16 protein-coding genes and 1 tRNA gene are annotated in these 20,837 nt (G+C 43.2%); 2 read left to right on the top strand and 15 right to left on the bottom strand.

Features of this window, described 5'->3' with window-relative positions; genetic code table 11:
• Positions 1-145: 145 nt before the first annotated feature.
• From I2494_RS14145 to I2494_RS14135, 3 genes are all read right to left on the bottom strand, one after another.
• Positions 146-2,101 carry a hypothetical protein gene (locus I2494_RS14145; protein ID WP_218467401.1) on the bottom strand — a complete coding sequence of 652 codons (1,956 nt, stop codon included), beginning with the start codon at positions 2,099-2,101 and terminating at the stop codon, positions 146-148.
• Positions 2,102-2,721: 620 nt separating this feature from the next.
• On the bottom strand, positions 2,722-2,994 hold the full coding sequence (locus tag I2494_RS14140; protein ID WP_218467400.1) for a helix-turn-helix domain-containing protein: 273 nt from the start codon (positions 2,992-2,994) through the stop codon (positions 2,722-2,724).
• A 44-nt stretch (positions 2,995-3,038) separates the two neighbouring features.
• Positions 3,039-3,332, bottom strand: a complete 294-nt coding sequence (locus I2494_RS14135) for a helix-turn-helix domain-containing protein (RefSeq protein ID WP_218467399.1) — start codon at positions 3,330-3,332, stop codon at positions 3,039-3,041.
• A gap of 104 nt (positions 3,333-3,436) precedes the next feature.
• On the opposite strand from I2494_RS14135, the gene I2494_RS14130 reads away from it, so the two are divergent.
• Together I2494_RS14130 and I2494_RS20720 are read left to right on the top strand one after the other, a co-directional pair.
• Positions 3,437-3,682 (top strand): helix-turn-helix domain-containing protein, encoded by a 246-nt coding sequence (locus tag I2494_RS14130; RefSeq protein WP_218467398.1) that lies wholly within the window; start codon positions 3,437-3,439, stop codon positions 3,680-3,682.
• Positions 3,669-3,854 carry an XRE family transcriptional regulator gene (locus I2494_RS20720; protein ID WP_407657913.1) on the top strand — a complete coding sequence of 62 codons (186 nt, stop codon included), beginning with the start codon at positions 3,669-3,671 and terminating at the stop codon, positions 3,852-3,854. The genes I2494_RS14130 and I2494_RS20720 overlap by 14 nt, the downstream gene beginning before the upstream one ends.
• A 210-nt stretch (positions 3,855-4,064) precedes the next feature.
• Here the strand turns inward: I2494_RS20720 and I2494_RS14125 are convergent, their stop codons facing one another.
• The 12 genes from I2494_RS14125 to I2494_RS14070 form a co-directional block, all read right to left on the bottom strand.
• Positions 4,065-4,487 carry a tyrosine-type recombinase/integrase gene (locus tag I2494_RS14125; RefSeq protein WP_218467397.1) on the bottom strand — a complete coding sequence of 141 codons (423 nt, stop codon included), beginning with the start codon at positions 4,485-4,487 and terminating at the stop codon, positions 4,065-4,067.
• 171 nt (positions 4,488-4,658) lie between these two features.
• Positions 4,659-4,734, bottom strand: a tRNA-Asn gene (locus I2494_RS14120).
• A gap of 134 nt (positions 4,735-4,868) precedes the next feature.
• The gene (locus I2494_RS14115; RefSeq protein ID WP_218467396.1) at positions 4,869-5,363 is read right to left on the bottom strand and encodes a DUF3828 domain-containing protein; all 495 of its coding nucleotides are present in this window, start codon (positions 5,361-5,363) and stop codon (positions 4,869-4,871) included.
• Between the two features lie 822 nt (positions 5,364-6,185).
• The gene (ydgT, locus tag I2494_RS14110; RefSeq protein WP_228350961.1) at positions 6,186-6,398 is read right to left on the bottom strand and encodes a transcription modulator YdgT; all 213 of its coding nucleotides are present in this window, start codon (positions 6,396-6,398) and stop codon (positions 6,186-6,188) included.
• 208 nt (positions 6,399-6,606) lie between these two features.
• A complete protein-coding gene (locus I2494_RS14105; RefSeq protein WP_218467395.1) occupies positions 6,607-7,761 on the bottom strand; it encodes an iron-containing alcohol dehydrogenase in 1,155 nt (384 codons plus the stop codon).
• A gap of 324 nt (positions 7,762-8,085) precedes the next feature.
• A complete protein-coding gene (locus tag I2494_RS14100) occupies positions 8,086-9,465 on the bottom strand; it encodes a hypothetical protein (protein WP_218467394.1) in 1,380 nt (459 codons plus the stop codon).
• A gap of 73 nt (positions 9,466-9,538) precedes the next feature.
• Entirely contained in the window at positions 9,539-10,156 is a 618-nt protein-coding gene (gene lpoB, locus I2494_RS14095; protein WP_218467393.1) for a penicillin-binding protein activator LpoB, read from the bottom strand.
• A 56-nt stretch (positions 10,157-10,212) separates the two neighbouring features.
• Entirely contained in the window at positions 10,213-11,583 is a 1,371-nt protein-coding gene (locus tag I2494_RS14090; protein ID WP_218467392.1) for a COG3014 family protein, read from the bottom strand.
• Between the two features lie 190 nt (positions 11,584-11,773).
• Complete coding sequence (locus tag I2494_RS14085; RefSeq protein WP_218467391.1) at positions 11,774-12,457, bottom strand: phospholipase D-like domain-containing protein; 684 nt, start codon at positions 12,455-12,457, stop codon at positions 11,774-11,776.
• Between the two features lie 309 nt (positions 12,458-12,766).
• Complete coding sequence (locus tag I2494_RS14080; protein WP_218467390.1) at positions 12,767-13,339, bottom strand: rhomboid family intramembrane serine protease; 573 nt, start codon at positions 13,337-13,339, stop codon at positions 12,767-12,769.
• A gap of 7 nt (positions 13,340-13,346) precedes the next feature.
• Positions 13,347-18,284, bottom strand: a complete 4,938-nt coding sequence (locus I2494_RS14075) for a DNA repair ATPase (protein WP_218467389.1) — start codon at positions 18,282-18,284, stop codon at positions 13,347-13,349.
• A gap of 202 nt (positions 18,285-18,486) precedes the next feature.
• A complete protein-coding gene (locus I2494_RS14070; protein ID WP_228350960.1) occupies positions 18,487-20,664 on the bottom strand; it encodes a hypothetical protein in 2,178 nt (725 codons plus the stop codon).
• Between the last annotated feature and the right edge of the window lie 173 nt (positions 20,665-20,837).

Here is a 20,837-nt window from a genome sequence, read left to right as displayed (position 1 = left end):
TGGGAATTATATTCACTATGACTCGATGAATAAAATGTAATCTTAACCTTTCTGCTGAGAGAAATAGAACAATTTTGCTTCATTTGTGTTTTGCAAACAGATTTTATAAAACGCTTTTAATTATACGTTTGTTAGAATTTCTCGCTCATAACCGCTTCTGACAGCGCCGCAAAAAACGTCCCTCCGACACCTTATCCACAAAGGGGCGTAACAGCGTCGCAACCTTTATCGCTTCCACTTCGTTAATATGGCAGTCACCATCGCGAAATAGCGCCATCATGCCTCGAAGCAGATAGTCACATAGTGATGAATTCTTATCATAAAACGTACTTTCTCTCCGATACTTTTGTAATGCAGCTACCACAGACTCTCGCTCTTCCTGCGAAGCATTGACGCTACCGCGGATATAACCCCAGTAATTGACGGTAGTTTTGTTCAACAAAAAGAGAAAGGCATCGCAGAGTTGCTCAAATTCACTTGCCCGAAAGTACACCCGTCGAGTGTAAATATTGAAGAAATTCTGTAGTTCAGTCAGTAACACCAGCAGACTCTGTTTGCTGTCTACCTGTTCAACAGAGATATTACTTTCGGGTTGATAGTGCGAATAAATATCATCGGATGTATAGGGGATATGGCGGGGGACGAGAAATGACAGCCGTTGCCATCCACTGCGTTCTGGAAAGAAATTAGCGCAATACCAGCTATCCGCGGCAGGGATTAATTTCTCCACTAGCCAGCGATATGTCGTCAGCGCATCCCAGTAATTACGTGGCCCAACAACATCCTCTTCCAGACTATCGAGATTGTAGCGACTGGGAGGTTGCCAGATTAGCGCCACGCGATGATTAGTCAGGCGATCAAAATTAGGATCGCGGTTGGCCAATAGCGTGACGTGATGTCCTCCGTTCATTACCTCGTTTTTATGACGGGTGAAGACCATAAGACGTTCACGCATGGGGTTAAATATCGACCATTCCCCTTCGGTATCCAGATAGTCATGATGTTGACAAAAAACGTTGATGCGGCCCCATAGCCAGTAAGGAATGGTAATGAGATGAATATTATCGCCGAGTGGTGTACTGTTCGAGAAATCAACTGTGCGACAAATCCGGTCAATCTCTTCCATGCGCTGTTTATAGCACCTCCAGAATTTATCAAAAGCATCACAGAGGGAGCGGGTTTCATTTAGGGTTAGTGCAAGGCGGCAGTTACCGATATCACAATAATAATTTTCGCCATAAAGTTCTTTTAAAACCCATGGTCTGACCCCCGCCTCTGGTGGGCTATAAGCCCCTTCGAAGGCTGAATTTAGCAGGTCATTCTGACTCATTGTCAGCAAAGCATGGCTATAGCGGCCATTACGAAAATCAATAAAACAGGAAAGGCGGCTCCCTTTCAGGTTAGGTAAAAACGCCTGAATAAACACATGATCGTTCTGAAGTGTATAGGTATCACCATTAATGTGTTCATATGGATGCGTGTAATTTCGCCAGGCAGAAGATTCATTATAGTCCCACAAGCCATAATTTTTAATATTCAGCAGTGCCCGCTCACCGTAAAAGAGAGAGACCCAACTCTCATGACAAAAGCGATACAATAGATCCGGACAATACAGATTTTTCAGCCAGTCGTGGATCATTTCCGTATCAAGTAAACGATGCACTACATTCAGTTCTTTAAAAAGAGCCTCTTGTTTTTTGTATTCCGCAATTAATTTCGCTGAAGCTTTCTCACAAAGGAAAATGTAAAATTCGTTGATATTCACCTGCCATTTTTCCCGATGTTCATTAAAGCGCTTAACAGTGGAAATATAGTGACTTTCTGTAAATTTTTTACAACGTTTCACTTCGTACAGCGAATAAACGTCCTGATTACCATGCTGGCGATGTGACACAATATCCGCACCAAATTGTGATTGGCCGGAAATACCAATCGTCATGGCATCAATTATCTTACCGTCTTCGATTTTCAGCCGTCTTTTGATGAGTTCACAACAAAATAGCTCAAACGTTTTAGGCTCCATAAGCTCCAGTGGTAAATAAGCATCTGCTTTTCCTACTGGAGCCCCTAGTTTTACAATCTGCTGTTCTGCGGTATTCAACGGACTCCCTCCGAAAGATTGATGAAGATAATATTTTAGCGACTAATGCTTATATTTATAACAATCTACGATCTGTATTCCATAACTTCCTATTGCCATTTTTGACTGAAAGCCTGACCGCTGATGCCATCCCTGTTGATATGTCCTGTTTTGTCCTCTATGTTGAATTACTTTATGACTACTCACTGATGCTAGCGTAATCCCTTATAGGGCAGTGGATGCTACCAAAAATGAAGTTGACCTACCGCGCTGTTGGCTTGGCCATCTGAATATCAGGCGGTTAAAAACTTCCTGGCCCGGCACGGGCTGGCGACATTGGCTATCGATCATCCGTTATGCAAGACGCCGATGGTCATAGAATATTGTGTAGATTTCACTAAATGGAATAAGCCCGACGAGTTTGATGGTGTGGTTAGCGACCTGATTAAATCTGATCCTGAACTTACTTTTACGGCTGAATTTTTAGGTAGGGCGGTGTCCTTGCTGAGTATTAGATTAAACATAGCGGATAGTGATTGGATGATCATTATAGTGGTCAACTCAAACTGGCCCAATTGGATAGTCTATGCCAAGCTGTTAAGCATATTTTTATGCTGATTTATATTTCCCAAAGGCCAAATTTATTTCCTCTTGGAATTTGTTTTCTTATCGAAATATGTATATTTTGGGATGATTTTTTCGATAATATCTGCGGGATTAAGAGATAACAAACTAGAAATATGGACGAACTCCACCACATCTAATCTTCTCTCGCCATTTTCAACCTTGGCGATAAACGACTGAGGACGATCTAATGCTTGGGCTAAGCTTTCCTGCGTGATCCCCTTGGCTATACGTGCTTCACGGAGTGCTTTAATAACTATTTGATATTCATTAGAATAAATTGAAGCCATATACTTAATCCCATCAGTTTTTAGGATTAAATATCAATCAGTTGTCAAATAATCCCAAAATGGGATTGTTTGCGTGATATATGACAAATCTGAGTTTTTGACTGAATTTTAGTCAATATGTCTTTCAAGATAGCTTCTGGTTCTATGGATAGTAAGTAGGCAATATGTAAGAACTCGATCACGTCTAACCTCCGTTCTCCGTTTTCCACTTTAGCGATAAATGATTGGGGTCGCTTTAAAGCCTGGGCTAAGCTTGCTTGAGTTATGTTTTTTTCAATTCTAACCTCCCGAAGAGCTTTTATAACCAATTGATATTCATCTGAATAAATTGACGTCATTTTTTTAACCTTGATTGATATCCCAAAATCGAATATCAACCATTTACGCAATTATCCCAAAATAGGATAATTGGTTGAATGCGTTATATGGAGGAGTAAAACAAATGGTTCAAAATGACTGGCATCCGGCTGATATTCTTGCTGGCCTAAAAAAGCGGGGGACAACACTGGCGGCGGTTTCAAGAGAGGCAGGCCTAGCATCTTCAACGCTAGCTAATGCCTTAATCAGGCCTTGGCCTAAGGGTGAAATGCTGATAGCTAGGGCCCTGGAATGTGAACCTGCCGAAATCTGGCCTTCACGCTATCAGAAAAGAAAACCGAGTTTAGGAGATCGTTATGTCAAAAATTGAGAGGGCGCTGGCCGAGGATCTCATGGTCAAATCTGAGTTTGTAAGACACCTTCGCCAAATCATTAAGGACAGAAAACTAGGTGATAGTCAGGTCGCCAAAATCCTAAATTTAGAATCCGACCAACTAACGTCTTTGCTTCATGGGCAACCTCGCGGTTCGGCTATGAGCTAGTACAAATTACCCATCACAATAAAAATTCTCTTCATCGCGTTTAGTGTTTTCGCTCCTCTTTTTTGCTCATACCTATAGACTTCCTCTTGTCCTACCGTTGTCGCAGACAACACCCCGAAAGCTTCCGTGCGGTTTATCTGCACCAGTGATCTGAAAGAAGCGCCTTCGGGCGATCACGACCCTAGTTGCCCTGACCTGCAAGGCAACGCCTTAACCGGCGGTCATCCAAACACCGGCTGCCTTTTGAAAAAGATACATCTCTAGCGTTCTGAGTGTTCGTGCCGAACGATTCGTTGACCATTTATGCTGATTCTTAACCCATTTGCGAGCGACCGATTCAAAAGTATGGTCGTTTTTCCTGGACTGTTTTTCCCGCTGTTTTTGAAGACTGGGATCGAGCCCCTGACTCAGGGTTAAACGAGCTAACTCGCGTTGAGAGCGGGCATGGCTGAGTGTGATAGTGGGATACCCACCAAAGGCAAGCTTACGTTCCTTCGCATCAATCCGATACTTCAAGTACCAGAGTTTTGAGCCATTGGGTTTGATGAGGAGATACAGGCCGAGACTATCACTGAGCTTGTAAGGCTTATGAGTGGGCTTGGCGCTGCGGATGGCAATATCTGTAAGCGGCATGTGGGGGCTCCGTTTTTTATCAAACCGACAGGCCCCCAATTAAGCCCCCAAATTCTTTGGATGTCAAAAAGCCTCCATGCACGTGAGTGGAAGAGAGGCTATTGATAACTAACTATATTTTTCTATCCTAGGTCTTGTGTGGACGCATCCATACTACCTAAAATAGTTATTTGGCTCCTCTGACTGGACTCGAACCAGTGACATACGGATTAACAGTCCGCCGTTCTACCGACTGAACTACAGAGGAATCGTCTGAACGGGGCGAATCATATCCATCTCTATTCAGGCTGTCAACGCTAAATTATCAACTTCAATTTGAGTGTTCATCAACTGAACAAATTGGCGTGATGTTAAACAAAATGGTGGAGATGTTTTCGCTGTTCATTGATTAGATAATGTTTTTTTCAGTGTATTTTTAGCCGCAAATTCCCAGTTACCTTTATATACCAAATCATCAATCACCCAATTATCGTTCTGCTTTATCATTTTGATTTCGTCACTCCAGTGGAGAATGTCTTTGCCTTGCTCTGTACGAGTAAAATTCGCCTGCAAGGTTACACTGTTAGCGCTGGGTAATACTGGAATAGAGGGTATATCAACAGAAGTAGGGCCTTCAAACAGGCTGGAAAATAGATCGCCATCAACCAGTGATGGTTTTTCGTCAGGGTACCGTTTTATCTCTTCAAGCTGACGCTTCTTTGCTGCTTCCAGTGATTGATAGAGTGCCGTACTTATATAAGGTTTAAAGGAGGCAAGTTGAGTTTCTGTGGGAAGTCCGGCACTGCCGCTCATGAAGTACTGGCTATAAAATTTTTGAGCTGTCATCGCCGGATCGTTAGAACCATAGTGATGGCTTACCCTAGTTTCTGTTACCACACATCCAGCTAACCCAAATGTGATTAATAAGCTGTATATCATTGATAAACAATACTTCATTTATACCTCTCATTCTGTGGTTGATCATGCGTTCTGATGAAAAGATGTCCTGATGATGACTTAAACAATAAGTATAGAAGAGCTTTGCTTTGGAGGGATATGCAAAAAAATTGGATAAATGGGGTATCAATATTGAGTTAATAGAAAGTAACTCAATCAGGGCGTTTCTTATCAATAACGATGAAGAGTAATGTAACTGCAGGCAATAATGGAATGACTGGAATATAGTGTATTGTTTCTCGAAATGTTATCTATTGAAGTGCTGTTTATCTTTGGATGGAATAAATGTATTTCCCCAATATTAGTAGTTGGGACAGAATAAAATACAGATGAGCTCAATATATAATAGCGGCTTTTTTACTAAATTACGCCAATAGTTATTTCATGATTAAAATTAAGTGTTGGAGGGTTTCATTCAGATAATGTTATATTTCTTTATATTAGGTCTTATATCCATATGATCACTTATTAATGTAAGTGTGTAACTCTAAATAAAATTTGTTACATAGAATTTACATATATTGTATTTAATATGTTAGTTATGCAGACAGGAATATATGGGAGGATGGTTTGATGGTGAACGTTTGCGGGTAGCTCATTAGCTATCTTGCGGAGATAGCTAACGCTAAACCATTATCGAACTTACTAAATACATATAATTTATAAGTGCAAATAAGCACACTTAAACTTTGGCTGACCTATGCAGATAGCAAGCCAAATTAAGATAAATAATGAATAGCAATTCTTAATTTATAAAATAAATTATTTGACCTGAGACCAGATGGTTTTAGGTACTTTACCTAAGTCAAATAGTTTACCTGCTACTAATTCTGCACGACGATGATCGGCAGCACGATACATATTAGCTAATACATTATTATCCACTAAAGAATAATTTAATTTATCATAAAGGCGCTCTAAGCTATCGTGATTAGAGCATTTGCGGAACATCATTAAATAATCAATATCGCACATTATATTTTACTTTTATTGCAGACTAAATTGAATGGTAGCCCAAGCGAGCCAAACTAGCATAAGTAAATGTTACGTTAGGTGATAAACTGCTTGGTGAATAATATTATACCAGAGTATCGACGGTATCGTCCCGTTGACGCATATATAATAGTATGTCGGCAGAGAATGAACAAGCGTTTATAGTATTATTATTCTCTGCCGATTAGTACTAGTAACTTAAACTTAAAATCTTTCGGACTTCTATTACTGAGATATCTTTATGCTCTCCGAGAGGTAATAAATTAAATCTTTTTAAATAGTTAATTGCTTCTTCAATAGCTGATTCAGGGATTCCGTATGCTCTAAGATAAGTCGGTAGCCCCATACTTTCAAAGAATTGGCGAGTAAGAATAATCGCACTATTTATCCGTTCTTCGTCAGATCCTTCAGTGAGTTGCCATACTCTTTCTGCATATTGCAGTAGTTTTAGCCGTTTATTTTCTCTCTGCACATCTAATACCGCAGGAAGAAGAATGGCTAATGTTTGGGCATGGTCAAGACCATGGTAGATAGTAAAATAGTATCCAATACGATGTGAGGCCCAATCTTGCGGTACACCAACACCGATGAGGCCATTCAACGCCTGAGTGGCGCTCCACATAATGGCGGCTCTGACATCGTAGTTTTCAGGTTCTTTTAAGGCTTTTAGACCTTCTTCAATTAAGGTTAACATTAATCCTTCAGCATAGCGGTCCTGTACTTTGCCATATACCGGATAGGTCAGATACTGTTCGGCAACGTGAACAAAAGCATCTACCACACCATTTGCCATTTGTTTGGTTGGAAGTGTATAAGATTTTCTTGGATCAAGAATGGCAAAGCGTGGGAAGAGTAGGGGATGTTTATGACTTAACTTCGCATTGAGCGCGGTATTACTAATTACTGCTGTACCATTCATCTCTGAGCCAGTCGCCGGAAGAGTTAATACGCAGCCAATAGGCAAGACTTGTTTTAATGGTGCGTTACTAATCCATGTTTCCCAGGCATCGCCCTCAAAATAAACTGCGGCAGCAATGAATTTAGTACCATCGATGACAGAACCACCACCAACCGCAATCAAATAATCAATTTTTTCTGCTTTAACGATTTCGACTGCTTTCATCAAAGTATCGTAGTGAGGATTGGGTTCAATACCACCAAACTCAATGTACTTTCGTTTTCCTAATGATTGGATCACTTCATCGATGGTGCCATACCTTTTTGCACTTCCACCACCATAGGTGATTAGCACTTTGGCATCTTCAGGTAATTGGGCACCAAGGTCTTTGATACGTTCGGTACCAAACATAATGCGAGTCGGGTTGTAATAATCAAAGTTAAACATATTCAGCACCATTGATTGTCGTTGTCAGGGATATGTTAGCTAATATTGGGCGTTTAATTGGAAAACGCATTAAATAACAAATCAAAATGGATTGAGGTTTTCAGTTATTTAAACAGATTAAATCCCACTACTGATTTTATCCTCTATTTAGCGAAAATTGTGTTCAGCAAGAAGGGATACAATATTCCATCAATAATAATGCTGATCGCCCGTTGATTGCATCGTTTTTGATATGGAAAATGTCAGAGTGGTGAGAAAAACCGAGACTAAAAAAATAGCCAACCCTGAGGTTGGCTATTGATAAAGTTTTGTAGCTGATGACGACTATTTCAAAAACACGCCGCCTGAATCACCCAGGCGCTGTTCATTGGCGGCCGGTTTGGCTTTTGCCTTAGGTTTTGTTGACGTCGTCTTTTTAGCCGCTGGGGCTTTATTTTCACTCGGTAACGGCGCAGCTAAACGAGCAACAGCACCTTTCTCGATGACATCGATCTTACCGCTTTCAACAATACCGTAAGAAATTTTGTCTTTAATGTTGGTAATCAGGATAGTTGCCACTTTCTCTTCAGCAGCTCCCAGAACTTCTCCGGTATCTGGATCGACCAATTGCTCGCCTTGAGAATAAATATCAAAACGGTCACCGTCATAAACCATAGCTTCACCACGGTTAATGACTACCTGACCGTTAGTCACAGCAACCACTTTGGCTGGTGTCAGTTTATTGACAATTTTATCGGCAATTACATCACTGATCTGCTTACGGGCAGTTTCAATATATCTGCCACCCTGTTCAAATACGCTGGAGTCAGACCACTGGATACCATGGGTTGCCGCTTCCAGTAGGGAATAGCGTACGGTTACTTTGGTTCTGTGCGAACTACTAACGTCAAACTCACCGGTTAAATCAACGCTGGTGACTTTAGTGGTTGTTTTCACTCCCGCTTCAGTGACATTGATGACCAGAATATAGTCAGCAAGCAGGGCTGTTTGCCCGACGCTGGCGGCATTATCAGAACGGCCTTCCAACATCTTTTCTTCCTGAGCAAAGGCTTTTTCGTTAGTAGCACTACGATCCAGTACGGTAAAACGTTGTGACTGTACAATGCGATCGGTGATTTCCTGACGAAGCGTATTGGCAAAGGCTGAACGACTACGGTTGCCTGTAGTAATAATGGCTAAACGGTCACGCTGAGAAGATGCCTGTGAAGTTTTACGTTCAACTTTATCAACCTCAACAGTTAAGACAACCGTACAGCCCTTAGTATCACAATCACGGGTTTTTACTTTATACCCTTTAACGATACCCGCACTTTGAGTATTGATTTGTGCACTCTGGCCGGCATTGACCGTAACATCACGATTACTGTTCGCAGCAGCGTTGATGTTGATATTTTCGGTATAAGTACTATTACCTTTCTTATTACTCAGAAAGGAATCATCTTTATTTTGGTCGTCCTGAACGCTGGTACCTTTAACATCACCACTAGCATCGCTTTTATCATTGATGCGAACATAGTTACCAGCACGTTCTGACTGTGTTGAAACGGTCATTCCATTAACCTGACGAACGGCATCGGCCAGTGCGGCATCAACTGCTTTTTCGTAGGTTTCACCGTATCCTTGTGCTTCAACGGTTTCAATTTTTGCATAAGCAGCAGATGAAAACGCGAAGAAAGCGACAAGTACCAGGATCCATTTTTTCATTCGGACATCCCTAATGGATTAAGTTGGTTTTGTAATGCTGCGAATTAATTCGCAACATTACGCCAGACAATCATTACCAGCTAGCTGTACGGTTGTCGCCACGCTTGATGATTGGATACTCTTTTTCCCAATAGGCTAAACCATCATCCAGATTGGTCAGGGTTAGCTGGAAATAGTACTCAACTTGTTGAGTGCTGGAGTTTACACGTTGATTCTGCTGAATGATCTTACCGGTTAATGAGAAGTCAGGTGCGATAACACGTCCGTCTTTCTTCACTGTTTTTTGGTTAACCATTTTTGATTTACGCAGTTCACGAACTTTGCGAGTCATTTCATCTTCCGGCCCATTCGCGTTAATGGCAGTAGTCACTACGAAACGTCCTGAATTTAACAGGCTGGTACGAATTTTTTTAGTCAACTGGTCGGTATCAATGCGCTGATTGGTATCGTTCACAATACCCGTTACGGTTAATACATAGCGACCACCCTGAGGATGAACCAGCAGATCGGAACTCAGCATGTCATCAACCATATTGGTAGCTGCCATTTCAAAGTCTTTATAATCCAGCCCCATAACTGCTACGCTGTCATTTTTGCTGTCAACATAGTATGCGCCTTGTTCAGCACAACCAACCAGTGAGAAAGCAACAGCCGCAGCAAGAAGCGTTTTTTTGTTTAAAATTTTCATCATGAAAGTTCTCAATACAGTTTAATGATTAGAATGATAATTCTGCCTGTTAAACAGAGCTAGATTGCGTTTTTACTGGTTAACAGATTGACCTGTGGAACCGTATTCGCATTCAATGCCCTTACATAAACCACTACCGGCTGAGGCGTTGCTGGTAAATCAACCTGAATAGCAGCACCACCTGATGGATTAATCTGAAGCTGCCCATCTTTTGGCCATTTCACATAGGTTACCTGAAACTCGTAGGGTAGGGTATGCCAACTACGAATATCTGCCTGTGTAGTGACCGCTTGGGCGATACCGGTAAGAGCTCCAAGTATTCTGACGGTTTTATTATCAGAGTTTCTCATCGACGCCTGAGCCGCAGTTTTTAGTACGGCACGCGTCAACTCTTTGATCAGAATACCTGTAAATTCCGTTTTAAATTCACCCTGAATAATTTTATCCATGTTGGCGAATGATTCCGTTTGTCTCCCTCCGTTGACTGAAAGATAAGGATACGCCGGGCTACCGGATTCAAGCGTTGGCAATGCAATACCGGTATAGACAGCACGACTGGTCACTAAAAACAGTGGTAGGTCAATGCGGCGTTCTACTTTATAAGCTGCGGTACCATTTTCAAACACAATCCAAACGCCAGGAGCAACTTTGCGACCACCGTTAGCAAGATTAAGATCGGCGCGGATCTGTTTGCTGCGGGTCAGAGCATAGGCACGTTTCAGACTCTCCTTGGCTTTATTCAGATCGGCAGCACTTTCGTTATTAATCAAAAAGTACAGGCCGTGCAGGTAAAGCGAGGCCGGATTGATATAGCCATCGTAAGGTGCCCATTTAGCGACATCAATTCCTGAATCTCCCAGTCTTTCCATTGCGCCAGAATAGGTATCGCTCAGGTTGTTACTCTTCACACTATCTTTTTGCGCATTAATCTCTTTGGAGAAGTACTCAGCTGCACGACGTTGACGATCGTCAACCCGATTCCATTCTACTCGGGCATCATTAAAATTACCCTGCTGCCAAAAATTCAATGCCTTGTATGTGTTAACCATTACGCGGTCATATACCCGGGGGGTATAGCTCATAATGTTATCGTTAACCACCATCGAAGCGGCTTGACTAAATCCGGACGCTGCCAGATTTTGTGTTTCATTTTCTTTAATCAACGTTTCGCTGGTATCAAAAACTTTGGTTGAACGATCCAATTCACTGTTCATCCGCAACAATGAACCTGCTTCAAGAGACCATAGCAACTCAGTAGCTATATCTGCGTCAGAAGCGACTCCTTCTTCTAATGCAATTTTCTGCGCTAATTCGAGTTGTCCTTGCGAAAGTGAGTAATCAAAGTTTTGGCGTGATGGCGGATTCGAACAGGCTGCCAGGGTAAAAACAATGCCACTACAAAAAATAAAGCGTTTGATTTTATTATTCATATTATTTCTGTTGTATGGAGAAAGTCACGGGATTGCATAGCAGGCATAATGAATAGAAACGGTATGCAATCATTGCGCAGTGTGATACTCCCTTTGTTTTGAAGTATATCTGCCTTTTTACGGGGGGTAAACTGAAAAGCCAACCACCAGTTTACCGCTTCCATTCCCCACGTTTTCCCTGATTTCATCATTAACTGAATCGCTGCCACAGCCGGGTAAACTCCTGTTGATAAAAGGCGAGTAGCGTAGGGGAATCAGTTACAAGAATATTCTCATAATTATATTGGGATGCACTTCTGGTCCAGTTAAAACTGCCATTGAGTAAGTAGCGATCGTCAAACATGGCAAATTTGTGATGCATGTGATAGGGGCTATTATCCATCACAATCGAAATACCTTTACGCTGTAGATACTCAATATCACTGCCATCATCCTCAGATTTTTCGTTATCAGTAATAATTCTTACTTGAACCTGACGTTGATGAGCGGCAAGGATTGATTCTGTAATGATATCGTCGGCGATAGTAAATACGCAGATATCTACTTTTGATGTGGTTTGTGCCAGTATTTCACAGATTTTTTTTCGGCAGCTATCTCCCGGTGAAAAACAGGCAGAAGAGGTGACTTTTTGGCGTTGGTTAGCAATATCAATGGTTTTGATCACCATTTCCAGCCACTTTAATACTGGCTGAAGATTTTCCGGTGCGGCATTTAATTGAGCCCGAACTAAATCAAAAGCGCGATTACGCATAAATCCAGATTGCTCAGTATCCAGAACCTGACTTAATTCTCTCAGTTTTACGCGTTCGCTCTGACTTAAGGTTAAATCTGCCAGAGTATTTTCAAGATAGTGCTCGAGTTCTTTATTATCCATAACCTGCTTTCATCCATAAATCAATGAGATAAGTAAATAGATTCTGCTTACCAAAACTTATGTATTCGAACGAAACCGCGGTATATTTTAATTATTCTAATTTCGAACGAGACGCTAGTATAAAGCGCTGATAGTTTGCGGTAATCAGAAAGTAAAATAAAGACGTTAATGTCAAATTTGTTAGCTAAAACCGGAAGATTAGTTTTTTTGATGGGAAAGATATAAGGGTGTCTTGTGATAATGCCGCGTTCACAGTGATTTAGGCAGATAATCATCCTGAAATGTAATTTTATTAGCTTTTTTATAAAGCTAAGGGGTGTTTGTCTTATTGGTTGGAATAAGTTTTCTGGTTATCAGTGCAAAACAGAGACCAGCCACAGCGCCAGCAATATGGCCTTCGGTGGAAATATCCGGGGCACCTGGCAACAAGCCTGAAGCTAATCCTCCGTAATAAAGAAGAATTAATACAGCATAAATAAAATCGAGTATTTTTCTTCGAGTGAATGCGTTTGCCAGCAATAACATCCATAAGCCAAAGATCCAGCCGCTGGCACCAATATGAATAGCACTACGGGCAAAAACCCATACCAGCAGTCCACCGAATAAAATAATAAAAGCGCTGGCACTAATGTAGTAACGCACCGAGTGCGTTAATAACAGTGCACTTAAGATAAGCAATATGGGTAAATTACTTAATAAGTGTTGCCAGTCCTGATGTAAAAAAGGCGAAAATAAAATACCCAATAATCCCTGGGCTGAACGGGGCAGAATACCAAAATGGTTCAGAAACCCACCGGTCAGCGTATTCACCAATTGTAAACCAACGAGAATGACGGTTATCAGACTCAGGATTTTAATGCGCTGTTGTATCCACAGTTTCACTGCTGTTCTAATTCCTTAAGGCCTGAACGCTTTCAACCAGATCGGCTAACTGTGCAACAACCCGTCCTCCGATATCTGTATTGTCACCACCTAATGATTTATTCCTCATAAAGTCATGCTTAATTTGAGCCCAGCGTTTTTCTTCTTCAGGGGACATCATATCGCGGATTTCAGCCAGTTTTAGCAGGTTTTCTTCAGCGCCATTGGTGAGTAACTGCGCCTCGCCTAAATAGTGGTCGTCAATGATTCGACGGACTTCTGCCGGGTTCATAACGGCTGAAATTTTCTCACTAAGTTTGTTCATATTACGATAGCTACCCTGTAGCTTGAAGGCTGGCTCGGTACGGTATTTATCAGACTGTGCCGCACTGGCAATGTACTGTTGATTCACTTTTAATACCACGTCACGCATAGCCATAATACGTTCAAGAATAGCGACAATCTCACTAATTTCAGCTTCGCTATATTGGTGGCTAAGAGCATTACTGGAGAAAGGTTTACCCAGTGCTTTATCGACTAATAGATAGAGGTCATTCATATCCCGCAGTGCCATAGGAGCCAGCACAGGATTAGAGGTCAGGCTGTTTTCGATATAGCTGAGAGCGAATGCCTCTTCCATACCGCCTAATACTTCACCCAGATTATAAATATCCGCGCGGTTTGCCAACATATCCGGGATTTTGAAGACGTCACCGGATTCGGTGTAAGGGTTACCAGCCATCACAACACAGAATTTTTTACCGCGCATATCATAGGTTTTAGTCTTACCTTTCCAGACCCCTTCAATACGCCGGGTACCGTCACATAATGAGATGAACTTCTGTAAAAATTCCGCATGAGTATGCTGAATATCATCAACATATAACATCACGTTGTTGCCCATCTCTAATGCCAGATTGAGTTTTTCTAACTCCTGGCGAGCGGTAGCGTTAGGCGCCTGCTCCGGATCCAGAGAAAGAACATCATGACCTAATGCTGGCCCGTTGATTTTCATAAAAATCAGACCCAGGCGGTTAGCAATATATTCCATCAGAGTCGTTTTGCCGTAACCCGGTGGGGAGATCATTAACAGTAGCCCCATCAGGTCAGTTCGTTTACCTTCACCAATGGCCCCAATCTGTTTCGCCAGGTTGTCACCAATGATAGGCAGATAAACATCATTAATCAGTTTGTTACGTACGAAAGAGCTCAGAGGGCGTGCTTTAAACTCATGTAAACGCAGTTGATTGCGTTGCTGATTTAATACTTGTTGTCTGACTGATTGATAACGCTGGTAGGCAGGAATAAATACCTTACGCTGGTAGCGCATACGGCTGAAATAGTCATCCAGACTTAAGGTTAGCGTCTGCTGTTGAATGCGAGGGTGTTCCCCCATCAGGTCACTGACGCTGAAATGTAAATCAACTTCACTGAAGCGGGTAATGACTGATTTATCCAGTAACATCAGTACCACGGCTTCCGGAATATATTCGGTTAGTCCCTGATACTCAGGCAGAGAACATAATCCCTTTAGCCAGTTTTCTATCAGCATCCAACGTTGAGATAAGCGATTACCCAGGTTTTGTTGTGAGTGACTAAAATCACTCCACATGTGAGCTTTTTCCAACTGAGCCTGTAATCCTTCCGACAGGGTACGAGCATATTTGCTAAAGCTGAACTCTAATGGTGTTCTCCCCAAGACCAGGCTAAGGTATTCAGCCGCCTGTGACTGCTGATACGGTTGGCAAGGAATAGGGTACTGTTCCAGAAACAGACTGAGTTCCGCTTCTATTTCTGCCTGTAGGTCTAGCAGACCGGCATCGCTGCGGAATAGTTGTTTAATATTCAGGCTGGTACGGGCGCGTTCAGGCCACAGGGATGGTAACTCTTCTGAGTACTTATATTGCCATAGCAAAACGGCGAGACTACGAGCCAGTGGATTGAAACGCAGCAGGTCGGCGCTTTCCCCAACCGGTAGTAGCTTGCGTAGAATTGCAACCGCATCATGGTCGTGAATCCCTTTTTCATACCCCTCTTTATAGCGGGGGGCAGCGAAATCACGTACGGTTTTCTCTAATATTTCTGGTTGATTTTGCTGGGCTTTGAGCAGGTCGAAAGTCAGTCCATCTTGCTCTTTACTGGCGGCATAGATCAGTGAATAGGCGAGGTACTCAGCCCGATAGACTTCCGGTGACTCTGATTCAATAGCGATATTCCAGTAATCTTTTAGTGCCTCTAACTCTGAGCTATCAATAGGTTCCTGATAATCAGTACCGGTCAAATGCAGATAAAGTTGTTCACCCCGAGGTAGGATGGTGAGATCTAACTCTTGAGTATTAACGCTAAAGCGATGGCGTGGCCCCAGTTTAATAACGCTGCCACCGTCTTCGAAAATCTCTGACTTATCACGCAGGCTGCGTATTGCCTGATCGCGCGCGGCTTTAAATTTGGCGTCAATATCGTCAGCTTTTACGCTGTCTTTCAACTCCCGCAGGCGCTCAATGATTTCACGGGTTTTCAGCGATAGTGGGTCGGCGGCAAAGAAGGCGTTTAGTTCGTCCAGCGTCAGGAATTTAGCCGTTCGGCGACGGAGGCTATCTAATAAACGTTCAGCGGCTACCTGAAGATTTTGCGATTTACGTTGGCGTTCGTCTAATAGAGATTGCTTATGGGTTTCGAAGGTTTCCAGCAGCTCTTCACGTTTGCTAAGAATATCACCAAGAAACTCTTCCTGGCCGCTGAACTGACTCTCAAGCTCTTCTAACTGAACCAGCAGGCGTGAAAGCTGTTCATCACAGCGCTCCGGATCTGATGCCAGCGTTAAGGCATTGGTAATCCCCTGGCTGAATAACTTAAATTGAGCACCAAACTGTGCGACAGATTCAACGGAGCCTTGCTCTTTACGACGCTGTTGCAGGCGAGCCCGGGCCTGATTCAGGCGGGCATAAATCTCTGAAATAGATTCAATAATGCCGGTTTGCTGAGTGGTGTCTTCAAATTTCAGTGATGCCATCAGATTAGATAACATATCCAGATCCGCCGACATTTTATCCATACCTGCCAGCGGCTCATTAAGTTGGGCGCTGTTGCGTGCTTCCTGAGTCTGTTTCTCCAGTTCCTGCAGCTGTAGGGTAAAAGGCTGAAGCGCCTTTTCACTGGCGAGAAATTCGGCGGTAGCAAGAGAGATACGCTCCTGACTGGCAGTCAGTTGCTGTTCCATCTCATCCAGGCTGGCTAAATCAATATAGCGGTAATCGCGCAGGGTGATCAGATGACCACGTTGCACGTTGAGTTCATTCAACGCGTCAACAAATTGTTGTGCATTAATCCAGCTGTCTGGCAGCATGGAGGATAACAGCTGTTTCTGACGGCTGGTCGCTTCATTCATTGCCCGGGAGGACTGGCGGCGAATACTTTCTACTTTTTCATATTCGTCCAGTACCAGCTCACCGGTATTGGCAATCTCTTTTAGCAAAATGGAGGCATGCAGGCTATGTTCATCATTTAGCCAGTAATAGATATCAATTAATCGTTTAGCATCCAGAGAGAGTTTTTCATACAGCTGGGAAGAGATTTGTTGTTGTTCGATCTCTCTGGCGATGTGGTACAAGTCAGAAATACCACGCACCAATTCCGCATTACCGATGCGACCAAAGAAACTGTTTTTTGCAGGCTGAAGGGCGGCATACTCATCAGAATAGAAGGGGGTTTGCCAAACTTGCATTGGATGAATGCGGGTGGGTTCATCTGACTGGCCTTCAAACAGCACCATGCGGCCATCTTCCAACATGGCATAACCATGACCAAACAATGGGTTCTGTAGCTTACGTTCAATCATGTTGTAATTGAACAGGGCGATGCGACCAAAATTTGGTTCGTAAAAAATATACAGCACGTCTTCACCATTAGGTGAACGACGAATACGGCGAAAACGCATACCGGTCATTGGCTGGTCGAAGGTTTTGTATTCACCATTTTGCAGATAGTAACCGCCGGGGAAAATAATGCCGTGATCTTCGGGCAACTGAATACAGGCTAAACCAATAGCATCAATTCGTTGGGCAGTTTGTGTCAGGGTGTTATATACCAGATAGCGCCAGCTTTCTTCCCTATAGGGTAGGATCTTCAGCAGGATTAGACTGCCCGTTTGTGCATATTCAATTTGCGCATCGTCCAGCGATTGGGTTTTATCCAGAACGGCTTCCCGGTAGATACCCAGACCATCTTCGGTGTTGTTTTCACATTTGATGGTCAGGTCACCACCAATCGTTTCAACAAATACCGTATCCAGAATATTCATATGTGGATAGCGGCCATTGACGGTATTTTCGCGGGTGGTTTTATGCCATTCGAAATCGTAGGCTGGTGGCAGAGCGATATCTCGTTCGCCTCGATTATCAATGTACTTAATTTCTTTTTTATCGCTGGAAATGGACCAGCGGAACACACGAATATCAGTGATGCGTTCACCAATCTGGAAGCTGGCGAGGAGTTTACCGTCGCGTTCTACCAGTTGTAATAGTTGAGTATTTTTATAATAGGTATAAAGCTCATTGAAATCCTGAACAAAGCTGGTGATGTTCAGGAAAGTTCCGCTCAGTGCAACGGGTTCAACATCATACTCCCCGTTTTGTTCAGTTAAACGATATAGCGAAAAAACATCCTCAATTCGGGTTTCTTTCTTCAGGCCAATAAATACGTTATAGCCAAACAGCAGCCATTCACCAACGCGGACGATATCGCGAGCAACACAGTTATTTTCAGTACGAATACGAATTCGACCGATGATATCCATCTGGCTTTTGCCAAATTCAGCCAGGCGCCGCTCGTTGAGGGTCCAGGCTTTTTCATGCAGTTGCTGACCCTGTTCAGATAAACGTTTACGTAAAATATCGTAGGCACCGCCTTCTGCAACGGCGTTATCCAGTAATTCTCGATCTCGATTATTCACTTGGTTATCTGACATGGCGTTTAACGTTCCCTTGATCAATGTTTGCTTTCGTCGCGTTAGTCATTGTTCCGTATCATGGCAAACGTCCTGTAGAGTGAAGCGCCATCATAGTGTTCGGAGAAATTAACTAAGATAAATCGTTTTAATAAACGGCTTATCTTAGTTAACGCAAAAAATAACTGGCTACCGTAAATACAACGGTAGCCAGCTCGATCAATTACTCTTCAATAGAACGAGAGCCAGTTGTAACAGTTGGTAGTTTTTTAGCGGTGGTGAACTGCTGAATTAAATCGCGAACTTCCGGATTTTGCAGCAGGCTTTCCAGATCCAGCTTTTGACCTTCTTTGCTGCTCATCAGCTTTTGAACTACGTCTTGTACCAATGGGCTCTTATCGACTACGCCATTAATGGCTTTACCAACGCTGAGCGCTTTGGAGAAGGTATTAAAGAAGCTACCGTCACCACCCACGATATCAATATTGGTTTTACTTAATGCCGCGGCCAGAACATCGGCTTGTTCTCTGGCGATCTCTTTGTTTGCCGCAATAGAGGCCATGGCCTGCTCGAAGTGTTTTTCAAGCTGCATACGGAACTCTTCGTGCTCACGAGCGGTAGTATTAAGGTTACCCATAGCGGTAAATTTATCGGTTAAACCATCTGCTTCTGCTTTCAGGCGCTGACGAACTACTTCTGCCTGAGCTGAACCTAACTGGCCTTCACCACGGGCTTGTGCTGCCAGCTTCTCTTCCAGAACTTTAGCATCCGCCAGACCCAGTTTTTCTTTCGCCAGAGCCTGTTGTTCATCACCACGAGCCTGAGCTGTTAGTTTCTCTTCCAGCACTTTGGCTTCTGCCAGACCTTGCTTCTCAGAGGCGGCAGCCTGAGCTTCCTGAATACGAGCCTGTGCCAGACCTTTTTCCTGATTACCACGGGCTTCAGCCAGCAGTTTTTCAGCGGTGACATTTGCCTGTACTAAGCCTTCTTTCTCTTCCGCTTCGGCCTGAGCCTGACGAACTCGTGCTTCTGCTAATCCCAGTGCGGCCTGTTCTGCCTCAATACCTTCTGCCATGCGTTTCTTGGCTTCAGCCTGCTTAGCTGCGGCTTCCAGCTCTGCCTGAGCCATGGTGCTAATTTCTAACGCTTTGTGCTTGGCGCTGTTTTCATCTGCTTCAGCTTGTTTAACCTGACGCACCAGTTCTTGCTCGGCTTCTGCCTGTGCCTGAATAATGGTGACTTGTTTCTGACGGTCAGCATCAGAAACCATACGAACTTCTTTAATACGTTCTTCTTCCTGAGCTACGGTCTTTTCTACCGCGACACGTTCACGAATAACGTTGGCAATATTTTTACGCTCTTCTTCCAGCGCTTTCTCTTTTTCAATACGCTGTAACTCAACTTCCCGCTCACGGGAGACTATTTCCAGATCTTTCGCGCGAGTTACTTTTTCGATTTCAATGGTTACGGCACGAGTACGGTTCTGCTGCGCAACTTCAACTTCACGCAGACGGTTTTCTTCACGAATCTCGATTTCTTGCTGAGTCTGAATTCGGGCCTGCTCAGCTTTCAAACGCTCTTCTTCTTTTACGCGCAGAGTTTCGGCTGCTTCTCGGGCACGAATACTTTCGATTTCACGCTGTTGGCGGGCTTCCGCATCAGCCTGTTGGCGTTCAAGAGCCAGACTGGCTTCACGGGTTTCCACGTTTTTCTTCTTAATTGCCAGTTCCTGATCGCGCTCTTTCTGGTTAGTTTCGATATTGTGAATAGCCGTGATTTCAGTAATTTTGCGAATACCCTCGGAGTCGAAGATATTATTTGGATCGAGGGAGCTTTTCGGCGTTTGTTCCAGATAGTCAATGGCGACATCTTCTAACGCATAGCCGTTTAAGTCTTTACCGATAACGTCTACGATACGATCGCGGAAGTTTTGACGGTCTTCAAACAGTTTAGCCAACTCAAATTGCTTACCTACCGTTTTTAGCGCTTCAGAGAATTTGGCGCTGAACAGGGTACTGACTGCCTGATGATCGGATGCCCGATCTACGCCGATAGCTTTAGCGACTTTCAGTACGTCTTCGGTAGTCTCATTTACTCGCAGGTAGAAGGCAACGGTAATGTCAGCACGCAGGTTATCTTTACAGATCAAACCATCTTTACCACGGCGGTCAACTTCCAGTGTCAGTAAAGAAATACGCATAAACTCTTTCTTGTAAATGACCGGATAGACTAATGCACCAGTGAAGTGAACCTTCGGCTGTGATGACATATCATTGACGATCAGGGCTGTTCCCTGTGGCACCTTAATATAAAACGCTTTAAACAGCCCAAACAGACCCAGAATTGCAACAATGATCACTGCAACAATGGTTAAGAACGGCATTAGTTCTGCCATAGCCATAGGTGTTTCTCCATGTTATTCAGGCTGTTGACTGGTTAATTACCGTCTCACGTGGCCTTACGTTACTTTTGTTCATCCCTGAGTTGAGCAGGGGGTTTTCATACGACTAATTAGATACAATAATCTGGCGCAGGAAAGGTATTGGAACTCAGTGAATTCATCAAAGGTTCCTG

The sequence above is a fragment of the Limnobaculum allomyrinae genome (assembly GCF_016649425.1).
GTDB lineage: Bacteria > Pseudomonadota > Gammaproteobacteria > Enterobacterales > Enterobacteriaceae > Limnobaculum > Limnobaculum allomyrinae.
Note: the sequence above shows the minus strand (reverse complement) of the source record. Positions and strands in the feature narration are given on the sequence as shown.

Excerpts from the sequence above, each read along its gene's own strand:
- I2494_RS14140 (WP_218467400.1), bottom strand. The coding sequence starts at position 2,994 with ATGGCTTCAATTTATTCTAATGAATATCAAATAGTTATTAAAGCACTC.
- I2494_RS14135 (WP_218467399.1), bottom strand. The coding sequence starts at position 3,332 with ATGACGTCAATTTATTCAGATGAATATCAATTGGTTATAAAAGCTCTT.
- I2494_RS14130 (WP_218467398.1), top strand. The coding sequence starts at position 3,437 with ATGGTTCAAAATGACTGGCATCCGGCTGATATTCTTGCTGGCCTAAAA.
- I2494_RS20720 (WP_407657913.1), top strand. The coding sequence starts at position 3,669 with ATGTCAAAAATTGAGAGGGCGCTGGCCGAGGATCTCATGGTCAAATCT.
- I2494_RS14125 (WP_218467397.1), bottom strand. The coding sequence starts at position 4,487 with ATGCCGCTTACAGATATTGCCATCCGCAGCGCCAAGCCCACTCATAAG.
- ydgT (WP_228350961.1), bottom strand. The coding sequence starts at position 6,398 with ATGTGCGATATTGATTATTTAATGATGTTCCGCAAATGCTCTAATCAC.
- I2494_RS14105 (WP_218467395.1), bottom strand. The coding sequence starts at position 7,761 with ATGTTTAACTTTGATTATTACAACCCGACTCGCATTATGTTTGGTACC.
- I2494_RS14100 (WP_218467394.1), bottom strand. The coding sequence starts at position 9,465 with ATGAAAAAATGGATCCTGGTACTTGTCGCTTTCTTCGCGTTTTCATCT.
- lpoB (WP_218467393.1), bottom strand. The coding sequence starts at position 10,156 with ATGATGAAAATTTTAAACAAAAAAACGCTTCTTGCTGCGGCTGTTGCT.
- I2494_RS14090 (WP_218467392.1), bottom strand. The coding sequence starts at position 11,583 with ATGAATAATAAAATCAAACGCTTTATTTTTTGTAGTGGCATTGTTTTT.
- I2494_RS14085 (WP_218467391.1), bottom strand. The coding sequence starts at position 12,457 with ATGGATAATAAAGAACTCGAGCACTATCTTGAAAATACTCTGGCAGAT.
- I2494_RS14075 (WP_218467389.1), bottom strand. The coding sequence starts at position 18,284 with ATGTCAGATAACCAAGTGAATAATCGAGATCGAGAATTACTGGATAAC.
- I2494_RS14070 (WP_228350960.1), bottom strand. The coding sequence starts at position 20,664 with ATGGCTATGGCAGAACTAATGCCGTTCTTAACCATTGTTGCAGTGATC.